Below are 23,665 nucleotides of genomic sequence, written 5' to 3'. Positions count from 1 at the left end.
TAACCTTTTCTCGTAGTCCCCACGGCGAGAAAACCGGACGTGCGGTAATTTCTCGTACCGTATTAACCGGATTTTCCCTACACGCAAGGCTTCTGGTTAATTTGTATTTACTTAACCCTGCGGCGTGGCTTTCGCGTCACTCATATCCCCGTGCATGGTAAACGGCGTCTCAACATCGACCATGCCAAAGCCAAATTTCTTCATGATTTCAGCACCCAAACAGATCGTTCCAGAAAACGAAACCCATGAAGCCCAGCACCAGAAGCAACCCGACCCGATAGGCCATTTCCATCATCCGATCCGACACCGGACGGCGAATGACGGCCTCCACCCCGTAGAACAAGAGATGGCCGCCGTCGAGGGGGGGAATCGGCAATAGATTCAGAAACCCGATGCCGACAGACAGCAGCGCAATCAGTTGCACGAGCCATTCGAACCCCAGTTTCGCTGCCTTGCCGGCCATGTCGGCGATCTTCACCGGGCCGCCCAGCTGGCATTTATCCTCACGCCCGACAACGAAACGCTGCAGGAACTGACCGGTGCGCTGGATGACATGCCCGGTCTCCTCGACGGCCGCTGCAACCGCACCGACGGGCGTGTAGGTGATGAACCTCGGCTGGCCAAGTTCCTTGTTGTTGACGACGCCGATCACGGCGACCTTGACCTTGTTGCCGAGCGCGTCTTCCTGGTCCATCAGCCGCGGAGCCGCGGTCACCGTGACCTCCTTGCCGTCACGCAGCATGACGAAAGTGATGGTGTCGCCGGCGCGTCCCGAAACCAGGCGCTGGACGTCGCCAAAGGTTTCGACCTTGCTGCCGTCGACGCTGACGAATCGGTCGCCGGGCAGGATGCCGGCTTTCGCCGCCGGGCTGTCAGCGGTCACCTCTGCGACCATCGGCTCGGCGACATAGCGGCCATAGGCGGAAAACAGCACGGTAAAGACGATGATCGTCAGCAGGAAGTTGAACAGCGGCCCGGCGACCACCGTCGCCGCGCGCTTCCAGATCGGCTGCGTGTGAAAGGCGACCTTGCGCTCCTCCTCGGTCAGCGTGTCCATCTCTTCCGAAGTGGGCTGGCTCGAGGTGGCGTTCATGTCGCCGACAAATTTGACATAGCCGCCAAGCGGTATCGCGCACAGTTTCCAGCGCGTGCCGTGGCTATCGCTGAAGCCGAAAAGCTCCGGGCCGAAGCCGATCGAGAAGGCCTTGACCCCGATCCCGCACCAGCGTCCGACAAGATAATGGCCCATTTCATGGACGAACACGACCACGGTCAGCACAAAGAGGAAAGGCAAGAGCGTGCCGAGGACGAAGCCTTGGGTGCTGAAAAGCGCGTGAAGAATATCGTTCAAGATAAACCCTCAAATTCTTCCGCGGCGCGGATAGCGCCGTGACTGTGGCATCAATCCAGGCGAATCCAAGGCGCGGCGCGCAACGGCCCCTGAGATGACACCACTCAAACCGGAAACAGCCCCTGCGCCGGATGATCGGCGGTCGCCGAAATCCAGCCGATGACGTACAGGGCGAAAGCTGCCGCGACAAGCCCGTCGACACGATCCATGACGCCGCCATGGCCCGGGATGAGCGCACCCGAATCCTTGCGGCCGTGACGGCGTTTGACCCACGATTCAAACAGGTCGCCGGCCTGGGCGACAATCGACAGCACCAGCGCCACCAGGCCGAGCAATGCCAGATTGCCGACGCCGGCAACCGCGGCCAGGATGAGCCCGGCCACAACGCCGCCGGCAGCGCCGCCGAGCGCGCCGCTGCGCGTCTTGCCGGGAGAGATCGACGGCGCCAGTTTCGGGCCGCCGACAGCACGGCCAACGAAATAGGCAAAGATATCGGTGGCCCAGACGACCGCAAACAGGAACAGGATGGCGACAAGGCCTGACCGGTCGCCATCGCGCAGCAGGGCGAGCGACAAGCCGGAAATGCCGGCATAGGCAAGGCCAGCCGCGTCCCATTGCCCAATCTTGCGAACCGAGGCGGCAATCGCCGTTGCGGCAACCATGAGCACGACAAGCGGCAGCAGCCACCACGCGGCAAAGCCAGCGATCAAGGCGCCAATGAAAGCAACCAGCAGCGCTTCCGGCAGGAAACCCAGACCCGTGGCCGCGGCCGGGCGCGACATGCGTGTCCATTCATGGAAGATCACCGCCGCCATCACGGCGCACAGCAACCGGAACGGCAGGCCACCGAGCCAGGTCAAGCCGAGGGTGATGATGGCAAGCACAACTGCCGAAATGACGCGAAGCTGGAGATTGCTCATCCTGCGGCCGGTCGCGAGGCAACGTCCTGCGGGCCAAGTCCGCCGAAACGACGTTCGCGGCCGGCAAATTCGCGCAAGGCCTCGGCCAAGTGCTCGCGGCTGAAGTCGGGCCAGTAGCAAGGCAGGAAGACCAGCTCGCTATAGGCAGCCTGCCACAGAAGGAAGTTCGACAGCCGCAGCTCGCCGCTGGTGCGGATGACCAGTTCCGGGTCGGGAATGCCTTGGGTGTCGAGAGCGCCGGCAAAACTTTCGGCGGTGATCGCCTCGCTGTCGAGTTCGCCACGCGCCACCGCCGCGGCAAGCTTGCGCGCCGCGCGCACGACCTCGTCGCGTCCGCCATAGTTGAAGGCGATCACCAGCGTCAGCGCTTCATTTGCGGCAGTCAGCGATTCGGCCTCGTCGAGCAGCCCCCTGATGTCGGGCTGCAGCCCTGCCCTGTCGCCGATGATTCGGACCCGCACGCCACTTTGGTGCAGTTCGGCCAGATCACGGCGGATGAACAGTTTCAGCAGGCCCATCAGGTCGCTGACCTCGGACTTCGGCCGCGACCAGTTCTCCGACGAGAAGGCATAGACAGTCAGGAAGGAGATGCCGAGCCCGGGTGCTGCGCGCACCGTCTTGCGCAGCGCCTCGACGCCGGCGCGATGGCCAGCAAGGCGAGGCATGCCGCGTGCCTTGGCCCAGCGTCCGTTTCCGTCCATGATGATCGCGACATGCGCGGGCGTTGCCATGTTCTCGCTTTCGGGTCAGCCGATGGCCAAGACCCTAAACCTGCATGATTTCAGCTTCCTTATCGGAAAGCAGGTGGTCGATGGTGCTGATCGTTTCGTCTGTGAGTTTCTGGACCTGGTCGGAGCGCTTGCGCTGATCGTCCTCGCTGATGTCGCCGTCCTTCTCCGCCTTCTTCAGGAAGTCCATGCCGTCGCGGCGCACATGACGCGCGGCGACACGGGCGTTCTCGGCGTAGCCGTGCGAGATCTTGACCAGCTCCTTGCGGCGCTGCTCGTTGAGCTCGGGCAGCGGAATACGGAGATTGGTGCCGTCGACGATCGGATTAAAACCCAGATTGGATTCGCGGATGGCGCGGTCGACCGCGCCGACCATCGATTTGTCCCAGACCGACACCGAGATCATGCGCGGCTCCGGCACCGAAACGTTGGCGACCTGGTTGATCGGCATGGTGGTGCCGTAGGCCTGCACCTGGATCGCGTCGAGCAGATTGCTGGAGGCGCGACCGGTCCGCAGCGAAGCCAGATCATGCTTGAACGCGGCGATTGCCCCGTCCATGCGCCGCTTGAGATCGTCGTACTCACCACTCATCTTAGTCTCCTCGACCCGTCTGCCGCGGGTTCACTGCTTCGGGGCAAGGCCCCGTGTTCGAGCCTGATTTTCGAAAACCGGCTTCCCCTTCTTCGGGATCAGGCCCCGGATCAATCGTCCGCGACGACCGTGCAGCGGCCGCCGCCCCTCAGAATATCGCCAAACCCACCTTTTTCGTGGATCGAATAAACGATTATCGGAATGTTGTTTTCGCGCGCAAGTGCAATCGCTGCCGTATCCATGATGGAGAGGCCGCGTTTTATGACTTCGCCGTGGCTGATGCGCTCGAAACGCGTCGCATTCGGATCCTTCTTCGGGTCGGCCGAGTAGACACCGTCGACCTGAGTGCCCTTGAACAGCGCGTCGGCGCCGATCTCAGCCGCGCGAAGTGCGGCGGCCGAATCAGTGGTGAAGAACGGATTGCCGGTGCCGCCGGCAAAGATCACCACCTTGCCCTGGTTCATGTAGGCGGTAGCCTGGCGCTGCGAGAAGCTCTCGCAAAGTTCGGGCATGGCGATCGCCGAAAGCACGACGGCGTCGACACCGATCTTGTTCAATGACGTGCGCAGCGCCAGCGAATTGATGACCGTGGCAAGCATGCCCATGTGGTCGCCGGTGACGCGATCGCCACCCTTGGAGGCAACGGCCACGCCGCGAAAGATGTTGCCGCCGCCGATGACGACACCGACCTCGATGCCCAGTGCGCGCGCCTCGGCGATATCGGCGGCGATGCGATCCACGACCGAAACGTCGATGCCGAAATGCTGTTCGCCCATCAATGCTTCGCCCGACGCTTTCAGCAAGACACGTCGGTAGAGGGGCTTCACCGTCATCTGGTCCTCGTCATTTTGCATGTGACGCGTTCCGGGTGGCCACCCTCGCGCAGGCGCCGCCCCGAAACAATGGCGCGATGCCGTGTTCCGATACACGAAGGGCGCCGCGATGTCACGCGGCGCCCGAGCCGGAAATTCTCTCGGCTTTTGTTTAACTCACGCCGGCAAAAGTGCCTTTCATGAGCAGGTCCGGGAAGTAGCCGGCCGGCTTGCCGCCGACCGCCTGGCCCCCGGTGAGACCGCACTGGATTTCCGGGCCGAAGAACGAGTACGGGAACGGCGTGACTGACCGGCTGACCGCATCGAGCCTTGCCAGAAGCTCCAGCGGAATTTCGAAATCCAGCGCGCCGAGATTGTCCTTGAGCTGATCAAGCCTGGTCGCCCCGATGATCACCGAGGCGACACCGGGCCGCGTCGCTGCCCAGTTCAAGGCGATTTGGGCCATGCCGCGACCGAGCTCGCCTGCGACCTTCTCCAGTTCGGCAACGACTGCCCAGTTGCGGTCGGTGAATTTCTGGAACCCAGGATTGGTCGAACCGCGCATCGTCTCCAGCCGGCCACCGGCCTTGCTGATTGTATCTGAACGATATTTGCCACTCAAAAGGCCGCTTGCCAGCGGGCTCCAGACCATGATGCCGGAGCCGTAGCGGGTGCCGAACGGCACGAATTCATGCTCGATGTTGCGCTCGGCCAACGAATATTCGAGCTGCAGCGCCGAAACCGGCTCATAGCCGCGCTGCTCGGCGACCGACTGCGCCCTGCTTGCGTACCAGGCGGGGACGTCGGAGAGGCCGACATGGCGGATCTTTCCGGCGCGCACCAGATCGTCCAGCGTCCGCATCACCTCTTCCGGCGAGGTCAGCCTGTCCCAGGCATGCAGGATATAGAGGTCGATATAGTCGGTACCGAGCCGCTTCAGCGAGCTTTCGACGGCCCGGATGATGTTCTTGCGGCCATTGCCGCCTGCGTTCGGATTGCCCTGCTCCAGATTCATGCTGAATTTGGTGCTGATCACCGCCTTGTCGCGCAGACCGCGCTCGGCGATGAACTCGCCGAGCCAGGTCTCGGAGGTGCCGCCGGTATAGGCGTCGGCGGTGTCGAAGAAATTGCCGCCGGCCTCGACATAGGCATCGACCAGGGCGCGCGCCGTCTGCTTGTCGGCGCCCCAGCCCCATTCGGTGCCGAAGGTCATGGTTCCGAGCGCCAGCCGGGTGACACGCAGCCCGCTGTTGCCGAGGGTGTAGTAGGACATTGTCATGATGTCGTTCCGATCCTGATCCAATGGTCAACGCCGATCCTGTCCGGGGGTCGTCTTGACCCACTGGTTGCCGCGCTCATGCGTCATGCGGAATGTGAAGCCGTCTACTATCCAGCCGGCGCCCGATCGGGTCAGGTGGTGTTCATAGGTGCCCCAGACTTCCCACAGCGTGTCGCCATTGCCTTCCATCCTGTTCCAGGCATAGCCGTTGGAGAAGACGGTCGCGGCGTCGGCGTCGAAGGCGACCTGGTGATTGGTGCGAAGATGCAGGCTGGTCTTGCTGCCCCGAAGGTTCGCTGCCCACGTTCCGATCAGGTCGTCCGAGGCGATGGTGGCCTGAGGCTGTCCGCTCAGGCTGCTGAAGTCGACGGTGACGCGGTCGGCAAAGTAGCTGCGGGCGAGCCGCCAATCCTGGGCATCGACGGCGCGATCGATGGCATCGGCGACGCGGATGACGGCACGCTCATCAGCGAGCGTCATTTCACGGGACGGTTCGGCCCCGCCGACATCGACTGGCGCCAGCGCAAGTCCCGCCGCGAAGGTAGCGTACTTCAATGCATTCATGTCTCTTCTCCTTTGCGCATCGGCCCGCCGCCGATCTGTTGGCGACAACGTGGCCCGGCGCGCCGGCGTCGAAAAGATTGCATTATCTGCATGGACTATGCGATATTGTGCATGAATGGATCGCGATCTGCTCAGCCACCTTCCTGTCATTGTCGCTGTGGCGCGGCGAGGCGGCTTTGCGTCGGCCGCCGCGGAACTTGGCATGAGCCCTTCGGCGGTCAGCCACGCGGTGCGCCTAGTGGAAGAGCGGATCGGCCAGCCGCTGTTTGCCCGCACTACGCGCAGCGTCGCGCTTACCGAAGCTGGCGACGCGCTTGTCGCGGCTGCGGAACCGGCATTGGAAGACATCGCCGACAGGATCGAGCGCATTCGCTCGGTGAAAGGCAGGGCGAGCGGGCTGCTCAAGATCAACGTGCCGCGCCTGGCGCTGCCTCTCGCCTTGATGCCCATCCTGTCGGCAATGGCCGAGCGCTATCCCGAGGTGACGGTGGAAGTGTTCACCGATGAGCGCCTGAGCGATATTGTCGGCGAAGGCTTCGACGCCGGCATACGGCTGGGCGAGATGATCGCCGAGGATATGGTGACGGTGCGGCTGACTGAGCCGTTCCGAACGGTCATCGTCGCCTCCCCCACCTATGTCGGCCGCCATGGAAGACCGCGGACGCTGGCGGACCTCTCCAGCCACAACTGCGTCGGCTATCGGCTGCTGCGATCGCGCGCGCTCTACCGCTGGGATCTGTCCGACCATGGCAAGGATATCAGCGTCGAAACGCGTGGCAGCGTCGTTGTCACCGATCCGCTGTCGGCGCGCGACATGGCGCTGGCCGGCGTCGGCCTCGCCTATCTGTTCGAGCCGCTGGTGCGAGCCGATATCCAGGCCGGCCGATTGGTCGAAATCCTGCGCGAAGCCGCGATCGATGAGCCGGGGCTGTTCCTCTACTTTCCGCGCCGGGCGTCCATGGCGCCGAAGCTCAGGGCCTTCATCGACACCGCACAAGAAATCGGCCGGGCATCCCTGCGGACACCCGGCCGAAAAAATTCGTCAGAAGAATAGCCGCAGCGGCAGCTTACTTCTTGACCGCCGCCGCGACTTCCGCCGCGAAATCGGTCTCTTCCTTCTCGATGCCTTCGCCCAGCGCAAAGCGCAGATAGGCGGTGATCTTGGCCGGCGCGCCGATGTCCTTCTCGGCATCCTTCAGCGCCTTCTCGACAGTGATGTCGGGATTGAGCACGAAGGCCTGCTTCAGGAGTACGACTTCCTCATAGAACTTGCGCAGACGGCCCTCGACCATCTTCTCGATGATCGCTTCCGGCTTGCCGGACTGCCGAGCCTGATCGGAGAAAATCGCCTTCTCGCGCTCAACCGCCGCCGGATCGATCTGCTCTGCGGTCAGCGCCATCGGATTGGTGGCCGCGACATGCATGGCGACCTGGCGCGCGAAGGCGTTGGCGGCATGCTCGTTGCCCGTCGTCTCGATGGCGACCAGCACGCCGAGCTTGCCGAGGCCATCGGCAACCGCGTTGTGGACGTAGGTCGCGACTGCGCCGTGCGGAACGGTCAGCTTGGCGGAGCGGCGGAAGCTGATGTTCTCGCCGATTGTGCCGACGGCGTCCTTGATAACCTCGGTGACTGACTTGTCCGAACCCGGATACTTGGCCGCCGCGACCACCTCGGTCTTGCCGCCATAGGCGAGCGCGACCTTCGCGACATTGCGCACCAGCTCCTGGAACTGATCGTTGCGGGCAACGAAGTCGGTTTCGGAGTTGACTTCGACGACGGCAGCTTCGCGCACGCCGGAATCGACGCCGATCAGGCCCTCGGCCGCAGTGCGGCCGGCCTTCTTGTCAGCCTTCGAAATGCCCTTCTTGCGCAGCCAGTCGATGGCCTCTTCCATGTTGCCGTTGGTCTCGTTCAACGCCGCCTTGCAATCCATCATGCCCGCGCCGGTCAAGTCGCGGAGTTCTTTGACCTGTGCAGCCGAAATGCTCATTGTCGCCTCTTTGTTTTAAATGCACCGACGCACCATCGAACCTCGATGATGCGTCTGTTTAGCGTGCCAAAATATGAGAAAGATGAAGGCCGCAACCGGCCTTCGATTATCAAGCTTCGGGGGTTTCCGACGCCGGGGCCGGATCGAGCGCCGGTTCGACAGGAGCTTCGACCGAAGCGCCGATGTCGACGCCCAGCGCGCCCTGCTGGCGGGCGATGCCGTCGATCGCAGCCTTGGCGATCAGGTCGCAATAAAGCTGGATGGCGCGGGCCGCGTCGTCATTGCCGGGGATCGGGAAGTCGATCTTGTCCGGATCGCAGTTCGAATCGATGATGGCGACGACCGGGATGCCGAGGCGCTTGGCCTCGAGGATGGCGATCGCTTCCTTGTTGGTGTCGATGACGAACATCAGGTCGGGCGTCGAGCCCATGTCCTTGATGCCGCCCAGCGCCTTGTCGAGCTTCTCGCGCTCGCGGTCGAGGTTGAGGCGCTCCTTCTTGGTCAGGCCCTGGGCCTCGCCGGCCAGCATCTCGTCGAGCTTGCGCAGGCGCTGGATCGAGTTCGAGATCGTCTTCCAGTTGGTCAGCATGCCGCCGAGCCAACGCGAATTGACATAGTACTGGGCCGAACGCTGTGCCGCATCGGCGACGATGTCGGACGCCTGGCGCTTGGTGCCGACGAACAGCACGCGGCCACCCTTGGCGACAGTGTCGGAAACCTGCTTCAGCGCCTGGTGCAGCAAAGGCACCGTCTGGCTGAGGTCGATGATGTGGATGTTGTTGCGGGCGCCATAGATGTAAGGCGCCATCTTCGGGTTCCAGCGGTGAGTCTGGTGGCCGAAGTGAATGCCAGCTTCCAAAAGCTGGCGCATGCTGAAATCAGGCAGAGCCATTCTTAGTTCCTTTTCCGGTTAGCCTCCACGGACACAGGCATTTTTGGACTTTGTCCTCGAACGCCACCGGAGGTTTCAGCCGGATTTCTCCCGGGCAGACACCAAAGTCCGTGTGTGGAATGAGCGCGCATATAGAGGGGATGCGCGACAAACGCAAGCCATGTGGCGTTTCACCACTCAGCGTGCGGCAATCAGCGCTCCGGTGCCGATCATCGCACTGCCGGCAAACCTGTTCATCAGCCTCATGCGTCTCGGCGTCCTGAACCAGCCCGAAGCCCGTCCGGCAAGTGCAGCATAGATACCCATGGTGATGACGTTGACGCTGATGACGACAGCGACCACCAGCAGGCCGTCGGCAAGGGTCATGGTGTTGAGGTTAAGGATCAGCGGCATGATCGAGGCATGGAACAGGATCGCCTTCGGATTGCCCAGCGCAATGGATGCGCCGAGGAAGAACGACCGTGACAATCTCGCCTGCGACGCCTGCGGTTCATCCGATTGCGTGGCGGCAGCTCGCCACATTCTGATACCGAGAAAAACCAGATAGGCAGCGCCTGCGTATTTCAGCAGGAGAAAAACCCATTCGAAAGTCTGGGCCAACGCCACCAGTCCGAGCAACGCCAGGGTGACCAGTACGGCATCGCCGGCGGCGACGCCAACTCCGGCCATGAATGCACGAAGGAACCCGCGCGATACGCCGTTGGTGATGACCGCGAACATCGCCGGTCCTGGCGTTGCTGCTGCAAGCGTGATCGCGGCGCAATAAGCCAGAAATGCCGTTGGTGTCATGGTCGAGCCTTTCCGTTGGGCACCCGCACCCGCCGGAAGATCGCGACGATCTCCTCGCGGCTGCATTCTGCAGCGCCGAGCCGCACCGCACGGTCGCGCTCGAAGCCGGTTATGTCATAGTGCGGCGCCGATGTCTTGGGCGGCCCTTGATAGGACGAGCGCTTGACGCCAAGCTGTGCGGCAAAGCGATGCAACTCATCGGTGTCATCAGCCATCAGATGGCACCAGCGATGGCCGGCCCAGTTCCAGATCGCCGCGTCGACATAGACTGCCATGAGGCTTGCTGTCTGCCTTCCATTCTTTCCAACCGAATGACGATCGGCATGTCAGGGACGATAGAATGGATTCGGATAGAAAATGAAGCCGCCATTGGCCGCAAGCTCAGCCACGGTGCCCGTGACTGTGTCCTGCATGCGACGGTGCAACTCGGCAACAGCATCGTCGACCGAGCCGGCATGCTCATGCAGGCCGAGTGGATCGGGTACCCGGATATGGGCGCAACGCGGCCCGGCCGGCTGCGGAATGAACCGGTTCATCGTGTCGCGCAGTCCGCTCCGGCAATAGTCGTTGCGGATCCGCTTCAGATGCTCGGCGATCTCCTCCTGGGTGATGCGCGGATTGGCCGAGGCCCAGGGCCCGACGCGTTGCAGCCTCTGAATCATATCGGCGAGCGCCCGGACCTTTTTTTGCCGTTCAGCGTCGCCGGTGTTTTCGCGCTGCCAGCGACGCGCCAGTCGCAGAAGCTCGGTGGTGTCGGTGACAACGGCGTCGACTGAAATGTCTTCGCCGAGCCGGCGGCCCAGTTTGGCGACCAATATCTGCTGGCGCTCGGCATAGGTCTCGCGTTCGTCGGACGGCATGCCCCACGCGGCTTCGTCGCGCGCCAGCAGCGTCGAATAGATATGGTGGATGCGCTGCGGCAGCGTGTCGGCCGCGCGGCGTTCAATTTTCAGGCTTTTCTCGACATAGGTGCATTCCTTCGCCAGCGCCGCTTCGACATTCCTGGTGAAGGCCAGTTTCCAGACGACAGGCGCGATCCAGACCTGGAAATCGGAACCTGCCGTGCGGCCACGCTTCAACGCTTCCAATCCCATCTCGACGGCACCGGGCAGCAGCGGCGCAACGATGTTGGCATGCCAGCCGACGCCGCCTTCGGGATGCAGCAGCACGCCATGGCCTTTCAATGCCCAGGCGACGGAATGTTCTTTGGCTGCCTCACTGTTCCCGGGGATCTGGGCGATCAGATTGTTGGCCAGCCAGAATTTCTGCATCAGCCGGCCAAGGCCGTTGACGACACCGTTCGTCGCCCAGGAGGCCGCAAGCGGGCTGACCTGCGACACGATCTCCTTGTCGAGCATCCAGTCGGTGAAGAACTCGGGGTGATTGGGCGTGATGAAGGTCGCCTTCCCTGCCCCGCATCTGGCCCTCAGCCGCTCGAGGTCGGCGTCGGGAAAGTCGATGTGACGCACATTGGCGACGCCACGCAGTCCGGCCACGCGGTTGAACGGCAAGATATCGCGAAGGCCGGGAATGCCATGCAGCATGACGATCCGGTTGACGAACGTCATGATCTTGATCAGCGCCGGATTGGGCCGCGGCGCCACGAAGACATCGATCCTGCTCAAGTTGCCCCCCTCGCGCCTCGACGCTGGCAAGGAAGTTGAGAGCCGATTGCGGCAGGTTCAAGTCGTTCGCCACGACAACGCCGTGTCGTGGTCAATCATCCGGCGAGCTGAACCATTATTTGGTCGGACAGGTTTTCGACTGGTCGAACAGCGAAAGATTGACCAGCTTGCCGGTCATGGAGAAGTCACCATAGTCCATGACGAGGTCGCGAGTGATGCCGTTCTCGTGCAGCTTGAAGCTGATCCGGTACTCCGGCACCTCTTCGCCTGTCTTGTCGCTGTCGTCGAAATAGGCGATGTCGACCGGCCAGTATTTGTCGGTGGCGAGCTTCGCCAATGCCGGAGCCTCCGGGTCGGCCTTGTCGGCATCGGTTTTCTTGCCGACGACGACGGTGGTGGTCATCACCTTGTTGGCGTCTTCGGAACCGTCGAACAGGTTGGTTTCGTAAAAATTCTCGCCCTTTTCGGCCTTGCCGATCAGTTCGACCAGATGCTGGGTTGGAAATTGGGTCGTGGCCAGCTCGAGGCTGTTCTTTTCAGGCTTGTCGATATCGACCTTCAATCCCTTGGTCTCTTTCGTGGCGATGCCCTTGACCTCCTTGTCGAGGTTCTGGTCGACGAAGGACTTCGTCACGAACGAAAAGGTCTTGCCTTCGGCGTCCTCGAAAGTGGTCGTCTGCTGGTCGGTCAGCCTCGTATTGTCGGCGGTGACGATCTGGGTGACGAAGCGGAATTTCACCGTATAGCCTTCACAGGCCGAGCCGTTGAACTCATAGACCATGCGGCCGGATATGCCGGTGATGCCGGATTGATCGGACGCCTTTTTGAGGGTGAGGTCGTAAACGGCGCGGTGGGCTTGCAGCGCCGGCACGGCGAAAGCAGGGCCGATCGAGAAGACTGCCGACAACAGCACGGCATGGAATGCAAGGCGCGTTGCGCGCATGAGGTACTCCGATCGTCGCGGCTGATGGCAGGCCGCAGGGAAAGATGGTCCAGCTTAAAAAAAGTCGTGGCGGAAGCGAGGCAAAAATAGCAATTTCGGCCCGGCCAGCGCGGCGTCACCAAGCAATAGGGAAATACCATGAGTGAAACAATCGAAAAGCGGCTAAGCGATCTGGGCGTGACGCTTCCTGTCGCCGCCGCGCCCGCCGCCAACTACGTGCCCTATTGCAGGACCGGCGATCTGCTGTTCACCGCCGGGCAGTTGCCGCTCAAGGGCGGCAAGCTGCAGGCCAGCGGACTTCTCGGCCGTGACGTCGACACGGCGGCTGGCAAGGACGCGGCAAAGTACTGCGCAATCAACATCCTGGCGCAGGCCAAGGCTGCACTCGGCGACCTCGAGAAAATCCGCCGCCTGGTGAAGATCACCGTTTTCGTCGCCTCCGCACCCGAGTTTGTCGAGCAGCATCTGGTTGCCAACGGCGCCTCCGATTTCCTGGTTGCAGCACTTGGCGAGCGCGGCAAGCATGCCCGCTCCGCCGTCGGCACCGCCTCGCTGCCGCTTAATGCCGCAGTGGAAATCGAAGCCATCTTCGAAATCGAGTGAGCCAGGGAACAACCATGACCGACCTATCCTGGCTGACCGCCCGGCCCGTCGCCCATCGCGGCTTTCACGACATGAACAAGACGCGTTGGGAAAACACGCTTTCCGCTTTCAATGCCGCTGCCGAGCGCGGCTATGCCATCGAATGCGACGTGCACCTGTCATCGGATGGCATTCCCGTCATCATCCATGATGGCGACCTGCAAAGGCTGACCGGACAGGACGGCTTCGTCTGGCAGCGCACCGCGGCCGAGCTGACGGCGCTCAAGGTCGGCGGCACGTCAGACCACGTGCCGACGCTTCAGGAAGCGCTCGATCTTATCGATGGCCGGGTGCCGGTCGTCGTGGAGCTGAAAGGGGTCCCCGGCCGTGACGGGGGTCTCGTGGCGAGCGTCGGCAAGATGCTCAAACGTTACAAGGGCAAGGCAGCGATCATGTCGTTCGACCACTGGCTGATCCGCGATTTCTCCAAACATGCGCCGGGCATTCCGGGCGGGCTGACCGCCTACGGCAAGGAGAACCAGCTGATCGAGGCGCATTTCGCCATGCTGGCGCACGAGATCGCCTTCACCTCCTATGCCGCCGGCGACCTGCCCAACCGGTTCGTCGGCTTCGTGCGTGAGAAGCTGAAAATGCCGGTCATCACCTGGACGGTGCATGACCAGCCCGCGGTGGACCTGACCTATAGATATGCCGACCAGATGACGTTCGAAGGATTCGAACCCGATCTGGTCAAAGTCGCATGAAGTCGGGTGTCTGAAACGTGACTTGTACCAGGCCGGACGGAGCTTAAATAAGCCTCATGGATCAAGGCGATGACGGCGATGGCCAGACAGCAAATGCGGACTATTCGATCCGCGTCGCAGCTGGCATCGGCGCTTTCACCGCGGACGAGTGGAACAGCCTCAGTGGGACCACGCGCGGCGACGCAGAAAACGGCTACAACCCGCTCGTTTCATACGCTTTTCTGAGCGCGCTCGAAGAGTCCGGCTGCGCCATACGGCGCACCGGCTGGCAAGGCCATCATTTGCGGTTGGAAACCGCGCAAGGCAAGCTCATCGGCGCGGTGCCGTGCTATCTCAAGTCGCACAGCCAGGGCGAATATGTGTTCGATCATGGCTGGTCGGATGCCTTCGAACGCGCCGGCGGCCGCTACTATCCCAAACTGCAATGCGCGGTGCCGTTCACGCCGGTCACAGGCCCTCGCCTGCTGGTCACCAGGGGCGAGGATATCGGCACCGTCAAGGCCGGGCTGGCGGCGGGCCTGCAGGCGGTCACGCAGAAACTCGGTGTCTCTTCCGCGCATGTCACCTTCGCGCAAGAGAGCGACGTGGAGGTGCTGGAAGCGGCGGGTTTCCTGCACCGCACCGACCAGCAGTTCCATTTCTTCAACGAAGGCTTTTCAACCTATGACGACTTCCTCGCCACCCTTGCCTCGCGCAAGCGCAAGGCGATGAAGAAGGAAAGGCGCGAGGCGTTGGCCAACGGCATCTCGATCGACTGGCTGACCGGCAAGGACCTCACCGAAAAGGCCTGGGACGACTTCTTCGCCTTCTACATGGATACCGGCAGCCGCAAATGGGGCCGGCCCTATCTCAGCCGACAGTTCTTCTCGCTGATCGGCGAACGCATGGCCGACGACATCCTGCTGGTGATGGCCAAACGCAATGGGCGCTACATTGCCGGCGCCATCAATTTCATCGGCTCCGACGCACTCTATGGCCGCAACTGGGGCTGCATCGAGGACCATCCCTTCCTGCATTTCGAGGTCTGCTACCATCAGGCGATCGACTTTGCCATCGAGCGCAAGCTGAAGGTGGTCGAGGCAGGTGCGCAGGGTGAGCACAAGCTGGCGCGCGGCTACCGACCGGTGACCATGCATTCCGCGCACTACATCGCGCACCCCGGCTTGCGCAACGCCGTTGCCGACTATCTCAGGCGCGAACGGCACGAAGTGGAGCGGATGAGCGAATATCTGGAAGAACACACTCCATTCCGCAAGGATCTGGAGGAGTAGCGACCCTGGTTGCCCTGATCGGAAGGGGTCACTTTGCCCAATCGCCTTGCCGACTTCCGGCGGCTTCGCTACACGAAGGCACAATCCGGAGCGTTTGCCATGGCCCAAACCGCCTATGACACCGACAACATCTTCGCAAAGATCCTGCGCGGCGAAATCCCCTCTCATCGCGTCTACGAGGACGAGGCGGTCGTCGCCTTCATGGATGTGATGCCGCAGGGGCCCGGCCATACGCTGGTGGTGCCGAAGTCACCATCGCGCAACCTGCTCGACGCCGATCCGTCAACGTTCGGCCCGCTTTTCACGGTCGTCCAGAAAGTGGCTCGGGCCGTCAAACAAGGTTTTGGCGCCGACGGTGTCACCATCATGCAGTTCAATGAGCCAGCCTCGGGGCAGACCGTCTATCATCTGCATGTACATGTCATCCCGCGCTTCGATGGCACCCCGCTGAAGCCGCACACGGGCGGGATGGAGAAGCCAGAAGTGCTGGCGCAGAACGCTGAAAAGATACGGGCGGCGCTGCAAAGCTGACGCGCAGGTCGCTTCACGACTGTAAACTGTTCTACCCGGCGGTGGTTTGAGCCAGGTGCTCGATCGCGCTCGGCCGAGCGATGCCTTGCTCCAGCCGCCGCCGGATCGCATCCGCGCATTGCACAGGGCTCAGCAGCGAGGTGTCGACTTCCAGATCGTACACGCCTGGCCGGTGCACCTCTTCCTGCCACAGGCGCACGGGCAACGGTATGGGATCATCGGGCGAGCCGGTCACATATCCCCTGCCCGTCACGCTGGCGGCGCGCCGTTCCATGATGATTTCAATCGGACAGCGAACGCCGACAAGCAGCACCGGCAGGCCGGTGAGACGGCGCGCGCAATCGACCAGACAATCGAGGGGCTTCGAATAGGCATCGTGGTGGCCGACATCCACCACGACATTCAGCCCCAGCCGGCTGTGGGCGGCAATCGATTCGTAGAGCGCGGCGTAGAATTGGGGCACGAGGCCGTCAAGGTCCGGACGCTCGCCACCCGGGCGCAATCCTATTCCAGGCCGATATCGCGGCGGCGTGGCCTGCTCGTAGACATCGACGCCGAGATTGATCCACACGCCATCGAAATTCTCCTGGATGGCCTGGACGATGCTTGTTTTGCCCGATCGCGGCGCACCGTTTAGGATGATGATCTGTCCGGCCATGCGTCCCCTCGTCGCTGCAATGAAAAAAGCCCCGTTTCCGGGGCTTTTTCGATTTTCGTCAGGATCAGTTCTTTCTGGGCAGTTGCGGCACGAGGCTGCGCTTGCCGCCGTCCTTGCCCTTGGCTTCGGGCTTCTGCGCCACCAGCTTCTTCGCCGCGGGCTTTTTCGCCACGGCCTTTGCGGGCTTCGGCGTTTCTTCCGGCTCTTCCTTCTTCGGCTTCACCGGCGCCTCGTCGGCGAGCGATTCGAGCTTCAGGCCGGTCTCGCCGGTTTCCTTCTTCTCGACGGTGACGCGCACCGTGCCGCCCTTCTTGAGCTTGCCGAACAGCACCTCGTCGGCCAACGGCTTCTTGATGTGCTCCTGGATGACCCGGCCGAGCGGCCGAGCGCCCATGCGCTCGTCATAGCCCTTGTCGGCCAGCCACGCGATCGCATCGGGCGACAGGTCGAAGGTGACGCCGCGCTCGGAAAGCTGGGCCTCGAGCTGCATGACGAATTTCTGCACCACCTGATGGATCACCGGCACCGGCAGCGAGCCGAACGGGATGATCGCATCGAGACGGTTGCGGAATTCCGGCGTGAACAGCCGGTTGATCGCCTCGACGTCGTCGCCTTCGCGCTTGGTCGAGCCGAAGCCGATCGCCGCACGCTGCGCATCCGACGCGCCCGCATTGGTGGTCATGATCAGGATCACATTGCGGAAGTCGATCTGCTTGCCGTTATGGTCCGTCAGCTTGCCGTGGTCCATGACCTGCAACAGGATGTTGAACAGATCCGGATGCGCCTTCTCGACTTCGTCCAGCAACAGCACACAGTGCGGATGCTGGTCGACGCCATCGGTCAAAAGACCACCCTGGTCGAAGCCGACATAGCCGGGAGGCGCGCCGATCAGCCGCGACACGGTGTGGCGCTCCATGTATTCCGACATGTCGAAGCGGATCAGCTCGACCCCAAGCGAGGCGGCCAATTGCTTGGCCACTTCGGTCTTGCCGACGCCGGTCGGACCCGAGAACAGGTAGGAGCCGATCGGCTTCTCCGGTTCGCGCAGACCGGCACGTGCCAGCTTGATCGCCGAGGTCAGCGCGCTGATCGCGGTATCCTGGCCATAGACGACGCGCTTCAGCTCGATATCGAGGCCTTGCAGCACCTTCTCGTCGTCGGCCGAAACCGTCTTCGGCGGGATGCGCGCCATGGTGGCGATTGTCGCTTCGATCTCCTTGATGCCGATGGTCTTCTTGCGCTTGGCTTCCGGCACCAGCATCTGCGAGGCGCCGGTCTCGTCGATCACGTCAATCGCCTTGTCCGGCAGCTTGCGGTCGTTGATGTAGCGCGCCGACAGCTCCACCGAGGCCTTGATCGCCTCGTTGGTGAACTTCACCTTGTGGAATTCCTCATAATAGGGCTTCAAGCCCTTCATGATCTCGATGGCGTCCTCGATGGTCGGCTCGTTGACGTCGATCTTCTGGAAGCGCCGCACCAGGGCACGATCCTTCTCGAAGAATTGGCGGAATTCCTTGTAGGTGGTCGACCCGATGCAGCGGATCGCACCCGAGGACAGGGCCGGCTTCAACAGGTTGGACGCGTCCATGGCGCCGCCCGAAGTCGCTCCCGCCCCGATGACCGTATGGATCTCGTCGATGAACAGCACCGCGCCGGGATAGTCCTCGAGTTCCTTGACGACCTGCTTCAGCCGCTCCTCGAAGTCACCGCGATAGCGCGTACCGGCGAGCAGCGTACCCATGTCGAGCGCGAAGATGGTGGCGTTGTGCAGCACTTCGGGAACGTCGCCCTCGACGATGCGCTTGGCGAGGCCCTCGGCGATCGCCGTCTTGCCGACACCGGGATCACCGACATAGAGCGGGTTGTTCTTGGACCGGCGGCACAGCACCTGGATGGTGCGGTTGATCTCGGACTCGCGGCCGATCAGCGGGTCAATCTTGCCGGCCTTGGCCTTGTTGTTCAGGTTGACGCAATAAGCGGTCAGCGCATCCTGCTGCTGCTTCTTCTTGCCGCCTTCCTCCTGCGGCTCGGCGCCGTTCTGGCCGCCCTGCTCGTCATCGGCGCCGCGCGGCGAGCGTGTCTCCGACGCGCCCGGACGCTTGGCAATGCCGTGCGAGATGTAGTTGACCGCGTCGTAGCGGGTCATCTGCTGTTCCTGCAGGAAATAGGCGGCATGGCTCTCGCGCTCGGCGAAGATGGCGACGAGCACGTTGGCGCCCGACACTTCCTCGCGGCCCGACGACTGCACATGGATCACCGCGCGCTGGATGACGCGCTGGAAGCCGGCTGTCGGCTTGGAGTCCTCGTCGTAGCCGGTGACCAGATTGTCGAGCTCGGTGTCGATATAGGTGAGAACCGTATGCTTCAGCTCATCGAGATCGACATTGCAGGCGCGCATGACGGCGGCCGCCTCGGTGTCGTCGATGAGCGCGAGCAGCAAATGTTCAAGGGTTGCATATTCATGGTGCCGCTCATTGGCGAGCGTCAGCGCCTGGTGAAGCGCCTTTTCCAGGCCTTGGGAGAAAGCCGGCATGTTACCTCACTTCTTCTCCATCACGCATTGCAGCGGATGCTGATTCTGTCGGGCGAAATCCATGACCTGGGACACTTTGGTCTCGGCCACCTCGAATGTATAGACCCCGCACTCGCCCACTCCATGATTGTGAACATGAAGCATGATGCGTGTGGCGGCTTCGCGGTCCTTCTGGAAAAAACGCTCCAGCACGTGAACCACGAACTCCATCGGCGTGTAGTCGTCGTTGAGGATGAGGACCCGGTAAAGGCTGGGCTTCTTGGTCTTGGTTTTGGTGCGCGTGATGACGGCCGTCCCGCGGCCGGCCTCATTGCCGTCGCCGCCGCCGTTTTGCATCCGCGCCACGTGTCTCGTGGCAGTCAAACCGATCGTCACGTATTCCTGCCTCTTTCGAATCCCCATGCGAGTTCGACATGTAGGTGTTCGATGGACGATTTTAAGCCCTTCTGTTTAGCTGACAATATGGCTAGGTGACCAAACTTGTCCGATTTTCGCAATCGTGAAGCGGCGCGAGCCCTTGGAGCGGAAATTGAAATGAAAAAACCCGGCCACGCTTCCGCGGCCGGGCTCTGTCCCGGGCCCAAAGGGCCGGATCTGGGTCACGTCAGGCGAATTTGGGTCGCCCGAGCGAAATTACTTCGCCTTGGCGACGATCGATTCGAACGGCTTGTAGGCTTCCTTGGCGAGTTCGGCATAGAGGTCGCCAATCTTGGTGGCCTCGGCGACGAACGCCTCATAGGATTGCTTGGCATAATCGGACTGGATCTCGATCGCCTTTTCCAGCGACTTGGCCGTAAAGATTTTTTCGACGGCGGCGCTGCCGGCCTCGAAGCTCTTCTTGGTGTATTCGCCAGCCTCGGTGGCGATCGCCTGGGCGCCCTTGGAGAGCGAAGCGAAGCTCTTCAATCCGGTATCGGCAAACTCTTTGCCGTATTTGCTGAAGTCCTCATAGGTCTGGGTCATGTCACGCATTCCCTTGGGTTGAAGCGTCCTTCTTCGGGGCGCCCTTGTGCAATGCACCCTAATATATTGTGCGCCGCACAAAAGTCAATATTTCGCCGGCGTTTGGAGCCCGCCTGCGCAGCCAATGGCTAAAAATCGAATAAAGAGAGCTTCAAACCCGAAGAAAATGGTGAACGCGGCGGTTACCATAAACGGATTGGTAACGCTGCCCCGGTAGCTTGGCCGGAAGTGAGGCAGGACCCTTCGCCGCCTCCAACGCAACGAAGAATCCAAGGGAAGTACCAGTGCGTAAGGCGTTGTTGGGCATCGTTTCCAAATCCACCTCCCCTCTCAAAAAGATGATGATCTTCGCCCTGGCGTTGACATTCGTCTGCGGTGACGTCGCGTCATCCCTGGCGGCGAGGCAGGCGGCCATTGTCGTGGACGCCAAGACTGGCAAGGTGCTGTACTCCGCGGATGCCAACGGCAGGCGCTACCCGGCTTCGCTGACAAAAATGATGACGCTTTACCTGACCTTCGAGGCGCTGGCGAAGGGCAAGATCAGCAGGAACTCGCAAGTTGTGTTTTCGGCCCATGCCGCAGCCGAGCCGCCGACGAAACTCGGCGTGAAGGCAGGCGGTTCGGTCACGGTCGATACCGCCATCCTGTCGATGGTCACCAAGTCGGCGAACGACTCGGCTACCGCGCTCGGTGAATTCCTCGGCGGCAATGAAACCAATTTCGCCCGCATGATGACGGCCAAGGCGCGGGCGCTGGGCATGAACGGCACCGTGTTCCGAAACGCCAATGGCCTGCCCGACCCCGGCCAGTTCACCACCGCTCGCGACATGGCAACGCTCGGCATCGCGCTGCGGGAGCATTTTCCCCAGTACTATGGCTATTTCTCGCAGCGTTCCTTTCTCTACGGCCGTCAGCGCATCAACGGCCACAACCGTCTGCTCGGACGCATCAAGGGCGTCGACGGCATCAAGACCGGCTACACCCGCGCCTCCGGCTTCAATCTCGTCTCGTCGGTTTCCGACGGCAATCGCCGCATCGTCGGCGTGGTCATGGGCGGCAGCTCCGGCGGCAGCCGCGACAACCAGATGGCTGCGTTGATCAACACTTATATGCCGCGGGCATCGACCCGAGGCGGTGGTGACCTGGTCGCCAAGGCGGGCGGCAACAACCCGATCACCGCCCTTGCCAAGGTGCTCCTGCCCAAGCACGACGCGCCGACGCCGGACGACAAGCCGGTAATGGCACAGGATGATGCGACCCAGGACGTTGCCACCGTTGCCGAAGACGCCACTGTCGCGGAAGACAGCGCCGCGCAGAGCGAGGAGGCTGCCCCCGTCGTCAAGACCAGGAAGGTCAAAACCGTCATCGTATCGGCGCCTCAGCTCGCCACGGCCCAGGTCGTAGCGGCCTATGCCGAGCCAACGCCGACGCCAACCGTCGACCCTGTCAACACAGCGTCGGTGCCGTCGGGCTGGGCCATCCAGGTCGCCTCGTCGCCGAAACAGTCCGAAGCGCAAGCCTTTCTCGACAAGACCACCAAGCTGGCGCCCAAGGCGCTGGCCGACGCGTCCGGCTTCACCGTCGCCTTCGACAAGGACGGCGTCACCTATTACCGCGCCCGCTTCGGTGGCTTTGGTTCGAAGACCGCCGCCTGGAAGGCCTGTACCGCTTTGAAGAAGAAGAACGTCGAGTGCTACGCCGTCCAGCAGTAGGACGGCGTGGAAGTCATCTCCCGGAAAAATTCTGCGTCGAAGGAGAACTAATTGTGATTGGAGAGCAAGACGTCCTTGGCTTCATTGATCCGCGCCGCCAGGAAAGACGTGCCGCCGATATCGGGGTGCAGGCGCTGCATCAAGCGGCGGTGCGCCTTGCGGACATCCGCCGCGGCGGCCCCCGCTTCAAGACCAAGGACCTTGTAGGCCTCCTCCTTAGTCATGGCGCCCGAACCTGGCGCAACACCCAGCCCTTCGCCACCGTTCGTCTCAGTGTTTTTGCGCCAGACGGGAAATCTGCCGTCAAGATACGTCTCTAGCAATTGCCGGCTCTCCGGATCGCCGGAGAGTTCGCGATAAAGCTGCTGCAGCTCAGCCATGCCCATCGCGCCGAGCATCTTGCCTTCATGGCGACCGGCCAGCACGAGGCCTTCCAGGCCGCCGGTATCGTGATCAAGCTCCATTTCCAATGCCGCGGTCCGCACCGTCGACCGCTTGCCTGGTGCGAGCCCCGCCGTCGGCCGCTTCATCCGCACCGAACCATACCAGGCAAGTGCCGCGGCCAGGATGATGCCGGCGATGCCTTCGCGCCCGACGACAATCACGGCGAGGCCGACCAGCGCCAGAAGAACCGGTCCGAGCGTCCGCATCCCGCTTGCCAGTTTTCCCGGATCGGCGCGCAGAAAGATGGTCACCGCACCGAGAAGCACCAGAAGCAATGCAACGAATAGGATAATTGCGCCCATCAGTTCCCGCCGCCCCGCAGATGCTCGATCATCAGCCGATCTTCCGGCCTGCCCCTGGCCTCGAGCGCCTTAAGCCCGCCGGTTGCAAACACCGCAACCGCCGAAAGCAGTCCTGCCAGGGTCGCGGCAGCCTGCCGATCAAATCGGAACCAAGCCCCTTTGGACAACCGCGCGATTTCCTTAAACGCCTTTTCTGCGCCGGAATCATGACCTTCCTGGAAGACGAAGACGGGAACGCCATGCAGGCCGAGGCTGCCGGCCTTTTCGGCCAGATCGTCGATGTTCTCTTCCATCGCATCGCCGATATAGACCAGCGCATTGACCTTGGCGGTGGCCGTCTGTTTCAGCGCATGCGCCAGCACCTTGCCGATCTGGGTGTGGCCGCTGCGGCATTCGATTCGCGTCATCAGCTGCTTCAAGGCATTGGTATCGGTCACGAAAGCGGACGAACGACACTCGCCCAGGCCGCGAAAATAGACCAGTTGGACGCTGAGGGTTCCCGCCTTGCCGACGGCATCGAACATCTGGCCCTGCAGCTCGCAAGCCAGATCCCAGGTCGGCTGGCGGCTCATCGTTGCGTCGAGCGAAAGGATCAGCCTGCCCGAACCCGTCGCCGACGCAGCCAGCGTCCTTGCCTGTCGAAGAAAGGCTTCGATCTCGCCTGCATTGGATTGAGGTTTGACCGGCGCAGGGTTAACCCTTGCGGGCACGGGCTGCTTCTTGTCGCTCATGAAAACAAGATGTGGCGTTGTTCCACCGCTTGCAAGCCCTGCCTGAGGCAACATTGAGGGCCAGAGGATTCCCAGGTCAGAGCAGGCCGAGATCGGCAAGCTCGCGCCGCAGCTTCGGCGGCATCTCGATGAACCCGGCCTTGCCCTTGCCGAGGTCAAGCGGCGCGTCCGACGGTTTCAGATAGCGCCAGCCCTGAAAGGCGCGGCGCGGCTGCCAATCGGTGCGCACGACTTGCGGATCGAGGATCAGGTGGCAGCGGCCGATGCCCTCGTCGTCGGTGAAAGGGCGGATTTCGGTGATCAACTGGCGGCACTGCACGTTGCCCTTGACCACCCAATAGAGCGAACCGCCATCGGTGATTTCAGAGGCGCGCGTCGGCACCATGCGGGTGGTGTGATACTGCTCGACCGGCTCACCGGCACGCCGCCGCTCGTCGAGGCGGAAAGCGATCCACTCCTCGAGGTCCTCGACGCTGTCGCAGCCGACGCAGAGTTTTATGAGATTGAGAGACATCGCCTAAGGTTTAGTCCGGCGCGCGGATGCGTCAACGGCCTGATCGACTTCTCCACAGTACCAATACCAAGCCTGGCGGTTTCGAGAACCTGAGCGCAGCGGACATTTGGGTCCGTGAGCACCGGAAACGCAGAAAACGCCATCAGATGGCCGCCGGAGCGGTTCCAAACGGGG

At 62.2% G+C, this 23,665-nt stretch carries 26 protein-coding genes; 6 read left to right on the top strand and 20 right to left on the bottom strand.

Features of this window, described 5'->3' with window-relative positions; all coding sequences use genetic code 11:
• Positions 1-208: 208 nt before the first annotated feature.
• The 7 genes from rseP to ACFSOZ_RS31055 all read right to left on the bottom strand — a co-directional run bounded on the left by rseP (position 209) and on the right by ACFSOZ_RS31055 (position 6,246).
• Positions 209-1,351 (bottom strand): RIP metalloprotease RseP, encoded by a 1,143-nt coding sequence (gene rseP, locus ACFSOZ_RS31085; protein ID WP_379104430.1) that lies wholly within the window; start codon positions 1,349-1,351, stop codon positions 209-211.
• 104 nt (positions 1,352-1,455) lie between these two features.
• Positions 1,456-2,271 (bottom strand): phosphatidate cytidylyltransferase, encoded by an 816-nt coding sequence (locus tag ACFSOZ_RS31080; RefSeq protein WP_379104428.1) that lies wholly within the window; start codon positions 2,269-2,271, stop codon positions 1,456-1,458.
• Positions 2,268-3,002: an isoprenyl transferase gene (locus ACFSOZ_RS31075; RefSeq protein WP_379104426.1), complete on the bottom strand. Its 735-nt coding sequence runs from the start codon at positions 3,000-3,002 to the stop codon at positions 2,268-2,270. The genes ACFSOZ_RS31080 and ACFSOZ_RS31075 overlap by 4 nt, the downstream gene beginning before the upstream one ends.
• 34 nt (positions 3,003-3,036) lie before the next feature.
• Positions 3,037-3,591: a ribosome recycling factor gene (gene frr, locus ACFSOZ_RS31070; protein WP_015317784.1), complete on the bottom strand. Its 555-nt coding sequence runs from the start codon at positions 3,589-3,591 to the stop codon at positions 3,037-3,039.
• Positions 3,592-3,701: 110 nt separating this feature from the next.
• Positions 3,702-4,424, bottom strand: coding sequence for a UMP kinase (pyrH, locus tag ACFSOZ_RS31065; protein WP_111546675.1), 723 nt, complete (start codon positions 4,422-4,424; stop codon positions 3,702-3,704).
• Between the two features lie 151 nt (positions 4,425-4,575).
• Complete coding sequence (locus tag ACFSOZ_RS31060) at positions 4,576-5,682, bottom strand: aldo/keto reductase (RefSeq protein ID WP_379104423.1); 1,107 nt, start codon at positions 5,680-5,682, stop codon at positions 4,576-4,578.
• A gap of 27 nt (positions 5,683-5,709) precedes the next feature.
• Positions 5,710-6,246, bottom strand: coding sequence for a nuclear transport factor 2 family protein (locus tag ACFSOZ_RS31055; RefSeq protein WP_379104421.1), 537 nt, complete (start codon positions 6,244-6,246; stop codon positions 5,710-5,712).
• 115 nt (positions 6,247-6,361) lie between these two features.
• On the opposite strand from ACFSOZ_RS31055, the gene ACFSOZ_RS31050 reads away from it, so the two are divergent.
• Complete coding sequence (locus ACFSOZ_RS31050) at positions 6,362-7,300, top strand: LysR family transcriptional regulator (RefSeq protein WP_379104418.1); 939 nt, start codon at positions 6,362-6,364, stop codon at positions 7,298-7,300.
• A 13-nt stretch (positions 7,301-7,313) separates the two neighbouring features.
• Here ACFSOZ_RS31050 and tsf read toward each other — a convergent pair whose 3' ends face one another.
• From tsf to ACFSOZ_RS31020, 6 genes are all read right to left on the bottom strand, one after another.
• Positions 7,314-8,237: a translation elongation factor Ts gene (gene tsf / locus ACFSOZ_RS31045; protein ID WP_379104416.1), complete on the bottom strand. Its 924-nt coding sequence runs from the start codon at positions 8,235-8,237 to the stop codon at positions 7,314-7,316.
• 109 nt (positions 8,238-8,346) lie between these two features.
• Positions 8,347-9,129, bottom strand: coding sequence for a 30S ribosomal protein S2 (gene rpsB, locus ACFSOZ_RS31040; RefSeq protein WP_013895360.1), 783 nt, complete (start codon positions 9,127-9,129; stop codon positions 8,347-8,349).
• Between the two features lie 177 nt (positions 9,130-9,306).
• Positions 9,307-9,918 (bottom strand): LysE family translocator, encoded by a 612-nt coding sequence (locus ACFSOZ_RS31035; RefSeq protein ID WP_379104414.1) that lies wholly within the window; start codon positions 9,916-9,918, stop codon positions 9,307-9,309.
• Complete coding sequence (locus ACFSOZ_RS31030; protein WP_379104412.1) at positions 9,915-10,193, bottom strand: DUF4031 domain-containing protein; 279 nt, start codon at positions 10,191-10,193, stop codon at positions 9,915-9,917. Before ACFSOZ_RS31030 ends, ACFSOZ_RS31035 begins: the two co-directional genes overlap by 4 nt.
• A 51-nt stretch (positions 10,194-10,244) precedes the next feature.
• Positions 10,245-11,543 carry a lysophospholipid acyltransferase family protein gene (locus ACFSOZ_RS31025; protein ID WP_379104410.1) on the bottom strand — a complete coding sequence of 433 codons (1,299 nt, stop codon included), beginning with the start codon at positions 11,541-11,543 and terminating at the stop codon, positions 10,245-10,247.
• Positions 11,544-11,658: 115 nt separating this feature from the next.
• Positions 11,659-12,486, bottom strand: a complete 828-nt coding sequence (locus tag ACFSOZ_RS31020) for a cell envelope integrity EipB family protein (protein ID WP_379104408.1) — start codon at positions 12,484-12,486, stop codon at positions 11,659-11,661.
• 138 nt (positions 12,487-12,624) lie between these two features.
• On the opposite strand from ACFSOZ_RS31020, the gene ACFSOZ_RS31015 reads away from it, so the two are divergent.
• The 4 genes from ACFSOZ_RS31015 to ACFSOZ_RS31000 all read left to right on the top strand — a co-directional run bounded on the left by ACFSOZ_RS31015 (position 12,625) and on the right by ACFSOZ_RS31000 (position 15,634).
• Positions 12,625-13,089 (top strand): RidA family protein, encoded by a 465-nt coding sequence (locus ACFSOZ_RS31015; protein ID WP_379104406.1) that lies wholly within the window; start codon positions 12,625-12,627, stop codon positions 13,087-13,089.
• Positions 13,090-13,103: 14 nt separating this feature from the next.
• A complete protein-coding gene (locus tag ACFSOZ_RS31010) occupies positions 13,104-13,832 on the top strand; it encodes a glycerophosphodiester phosphodiesterase (protein ID WP_379104404.1) in 729 nt (242 codons plus the stop codon).
• A gap of 56 nt (positions 13,833-13,888) precedes the next feature.
• Positions 13,889-15,103: a GNAT family N-acetyltransferase gene (locus tag ACFSOZ_RS31005; protein WP_379104402.1), complete on the top strand. Its 1,215-nt coding sequence runs from the start codon at positions 13,889-13,891 to the stop codon at positions 15,101-15,103.
• A 99-nt stretch (positions 15,104-15,202) separates the two neighbouring features.
• Positions 15,203-15,634 (top strand): HIT family protein, encoded by a 432-nt coding sequence (locus ACFSOZ_RS31000; RefSeq protein WP_379104399.1) that lies wholly within the window; start codon positions 15,203-15,205, stop codon positions 15,632-15,634.
• A 31-nt stretch (positions 15,635-15,665) separates the two neighbouring features.
• Here the strand turns inward: ACFSOZ_RS31000 and ACFSOZ_RS30995 are convergent, their stop codons facing one another.
• The 4 genes from ACFSOZ_RS30995 to ACFSOZ_RS30980 form a co-directional block, all read right to left on the bottom strand.
• Positions 15,666-16,292: a chloramphenicol phosphotransferase CPT family protein gene (locus tag ACFSOZ_RS30995; RefSeq protein ID WP_379104397.1), complete on the bottom strand. Its 627-nt coding sequence runs from the start codon at positions 16,290-16,292 to the stop codon at positions 15,666-15,668.
• Between the two features lie 64 nt (positions 16,293-16,356).
• On the bottom strand, positions 16,357-18,825 hold the full coding sequence (gene clpA / locus ACFSOZ_RS30990) for an ATP-dependent Clp protease ATP-binding subunit ClpA (protein ID WP_379104395.1): 2,469 nt from the start codon (positions 18,823-18,825) through the stop codon (positions 16,357-16,359).
• Between the two features lie 6 nt (positions 18,826-18,831).
• On the bottom strand, positions 18,832-19,161 hold the full coding sequence (gene clpS, locus ACFSOZ_RS30985) for an ATP-dependent Clp protease adapter ClpS (RefSeq protein WP_010909565.1): 330 nt from the start codon (positions 19,159-19,161) through the stop codon (positions 18,832-18,834).
• A 297-nt stretch (positions 19,162-19,458) separates the two neighbouring features.
• Positions 19,459-19,788, bottom strand: a complete 330-nt coding sequence (locus ACFSOZ_RS30980) for a phasin family protein (protein WP_379104393.1) — start codon at positions 19,786-19,788, stop codon at positions 19,459-19,461.
• 284 nt (positions 19,789-20,072) lie between these two features.
• Here ACFSOZ_RS30980 and ACFSOZ_RS30975 point away from each other — a divergent pair, with 284 nt between their 5' ends.
• Positions 20,073-21,500 carry an SPOR domain-containing protein gene (locus tag ACFSOZ_RS30975; protein ID WP_379104391.1) on the top strand — a complete coding sequence of 476 codons (1,428 nt, stop codon included), beginning with the start codon at positions 20,073-20,075 and terminating at the stop codon, positions 21,498-21,500.
• Between the two features lie 47 nt (positions 21,501-21,547).
• On the opposite strand, the gene ACFSOZ_RS30970 is transcribed toward ACFSOZ_RS30975, so the two are convergent.
• From ACFSOZ_RS30970 to ACFSOZ_RS30960, 3 genes are all read right to left on the bottom strand, one after another.
• On the bottom strand, positions 21,548-22,246 hold the full coding sequence (locus ACFSOZ_RS30970) for a DnaJ domain-containing protein (protein WP_379104389.1): 699 nt from the start codon (positions 22,244-22,246) through the stop codon (positions 21,548-21,550).
• On the bottom strand, positions 22,246-22,977 hold the full coding sequence (locus ACFSOZ_RS30965) for a vWA domain-containing protein (protein ID WP_379104567.1): 732 nt from the start codon (positions 22,975-22,977) through the stop codon (positions 22,246-22,248). Before ACFSOZ_RS30965 ends, ACFSOZ_RS30970 begins: the two co-directional genes overlap by 1 nt.
• Positions 22,978-23,053: 76 nt before the next feature.
• A complete protein-coding gene (locus tag ACFSOZ_RS30960; RefSeq protein WP_379104387.1) occupies positions 23,054-23,491 on the bottom strand; it encodes a DUF1489 family protein in 438 nt (145 codons plus the stop codon).
• Positions 23,492-23,665: the final 174 nt, after the last annotated feature.

The organism is Mesorhizobium newzealandense (genome assembly GCF_042682145.1).
GTDB lineage: Bacteria > Pseudomonadota > Alphaproteobacteria > Rhizobiales > Rhizobiaceae > Mesorhizobium > Mesorhizobium newzealandense.
The sequence above is the reverse complement of the archived record's forward strand: the minus strand, read 5'-3'. Positions and strand labels throughout refer to the sequence as shown.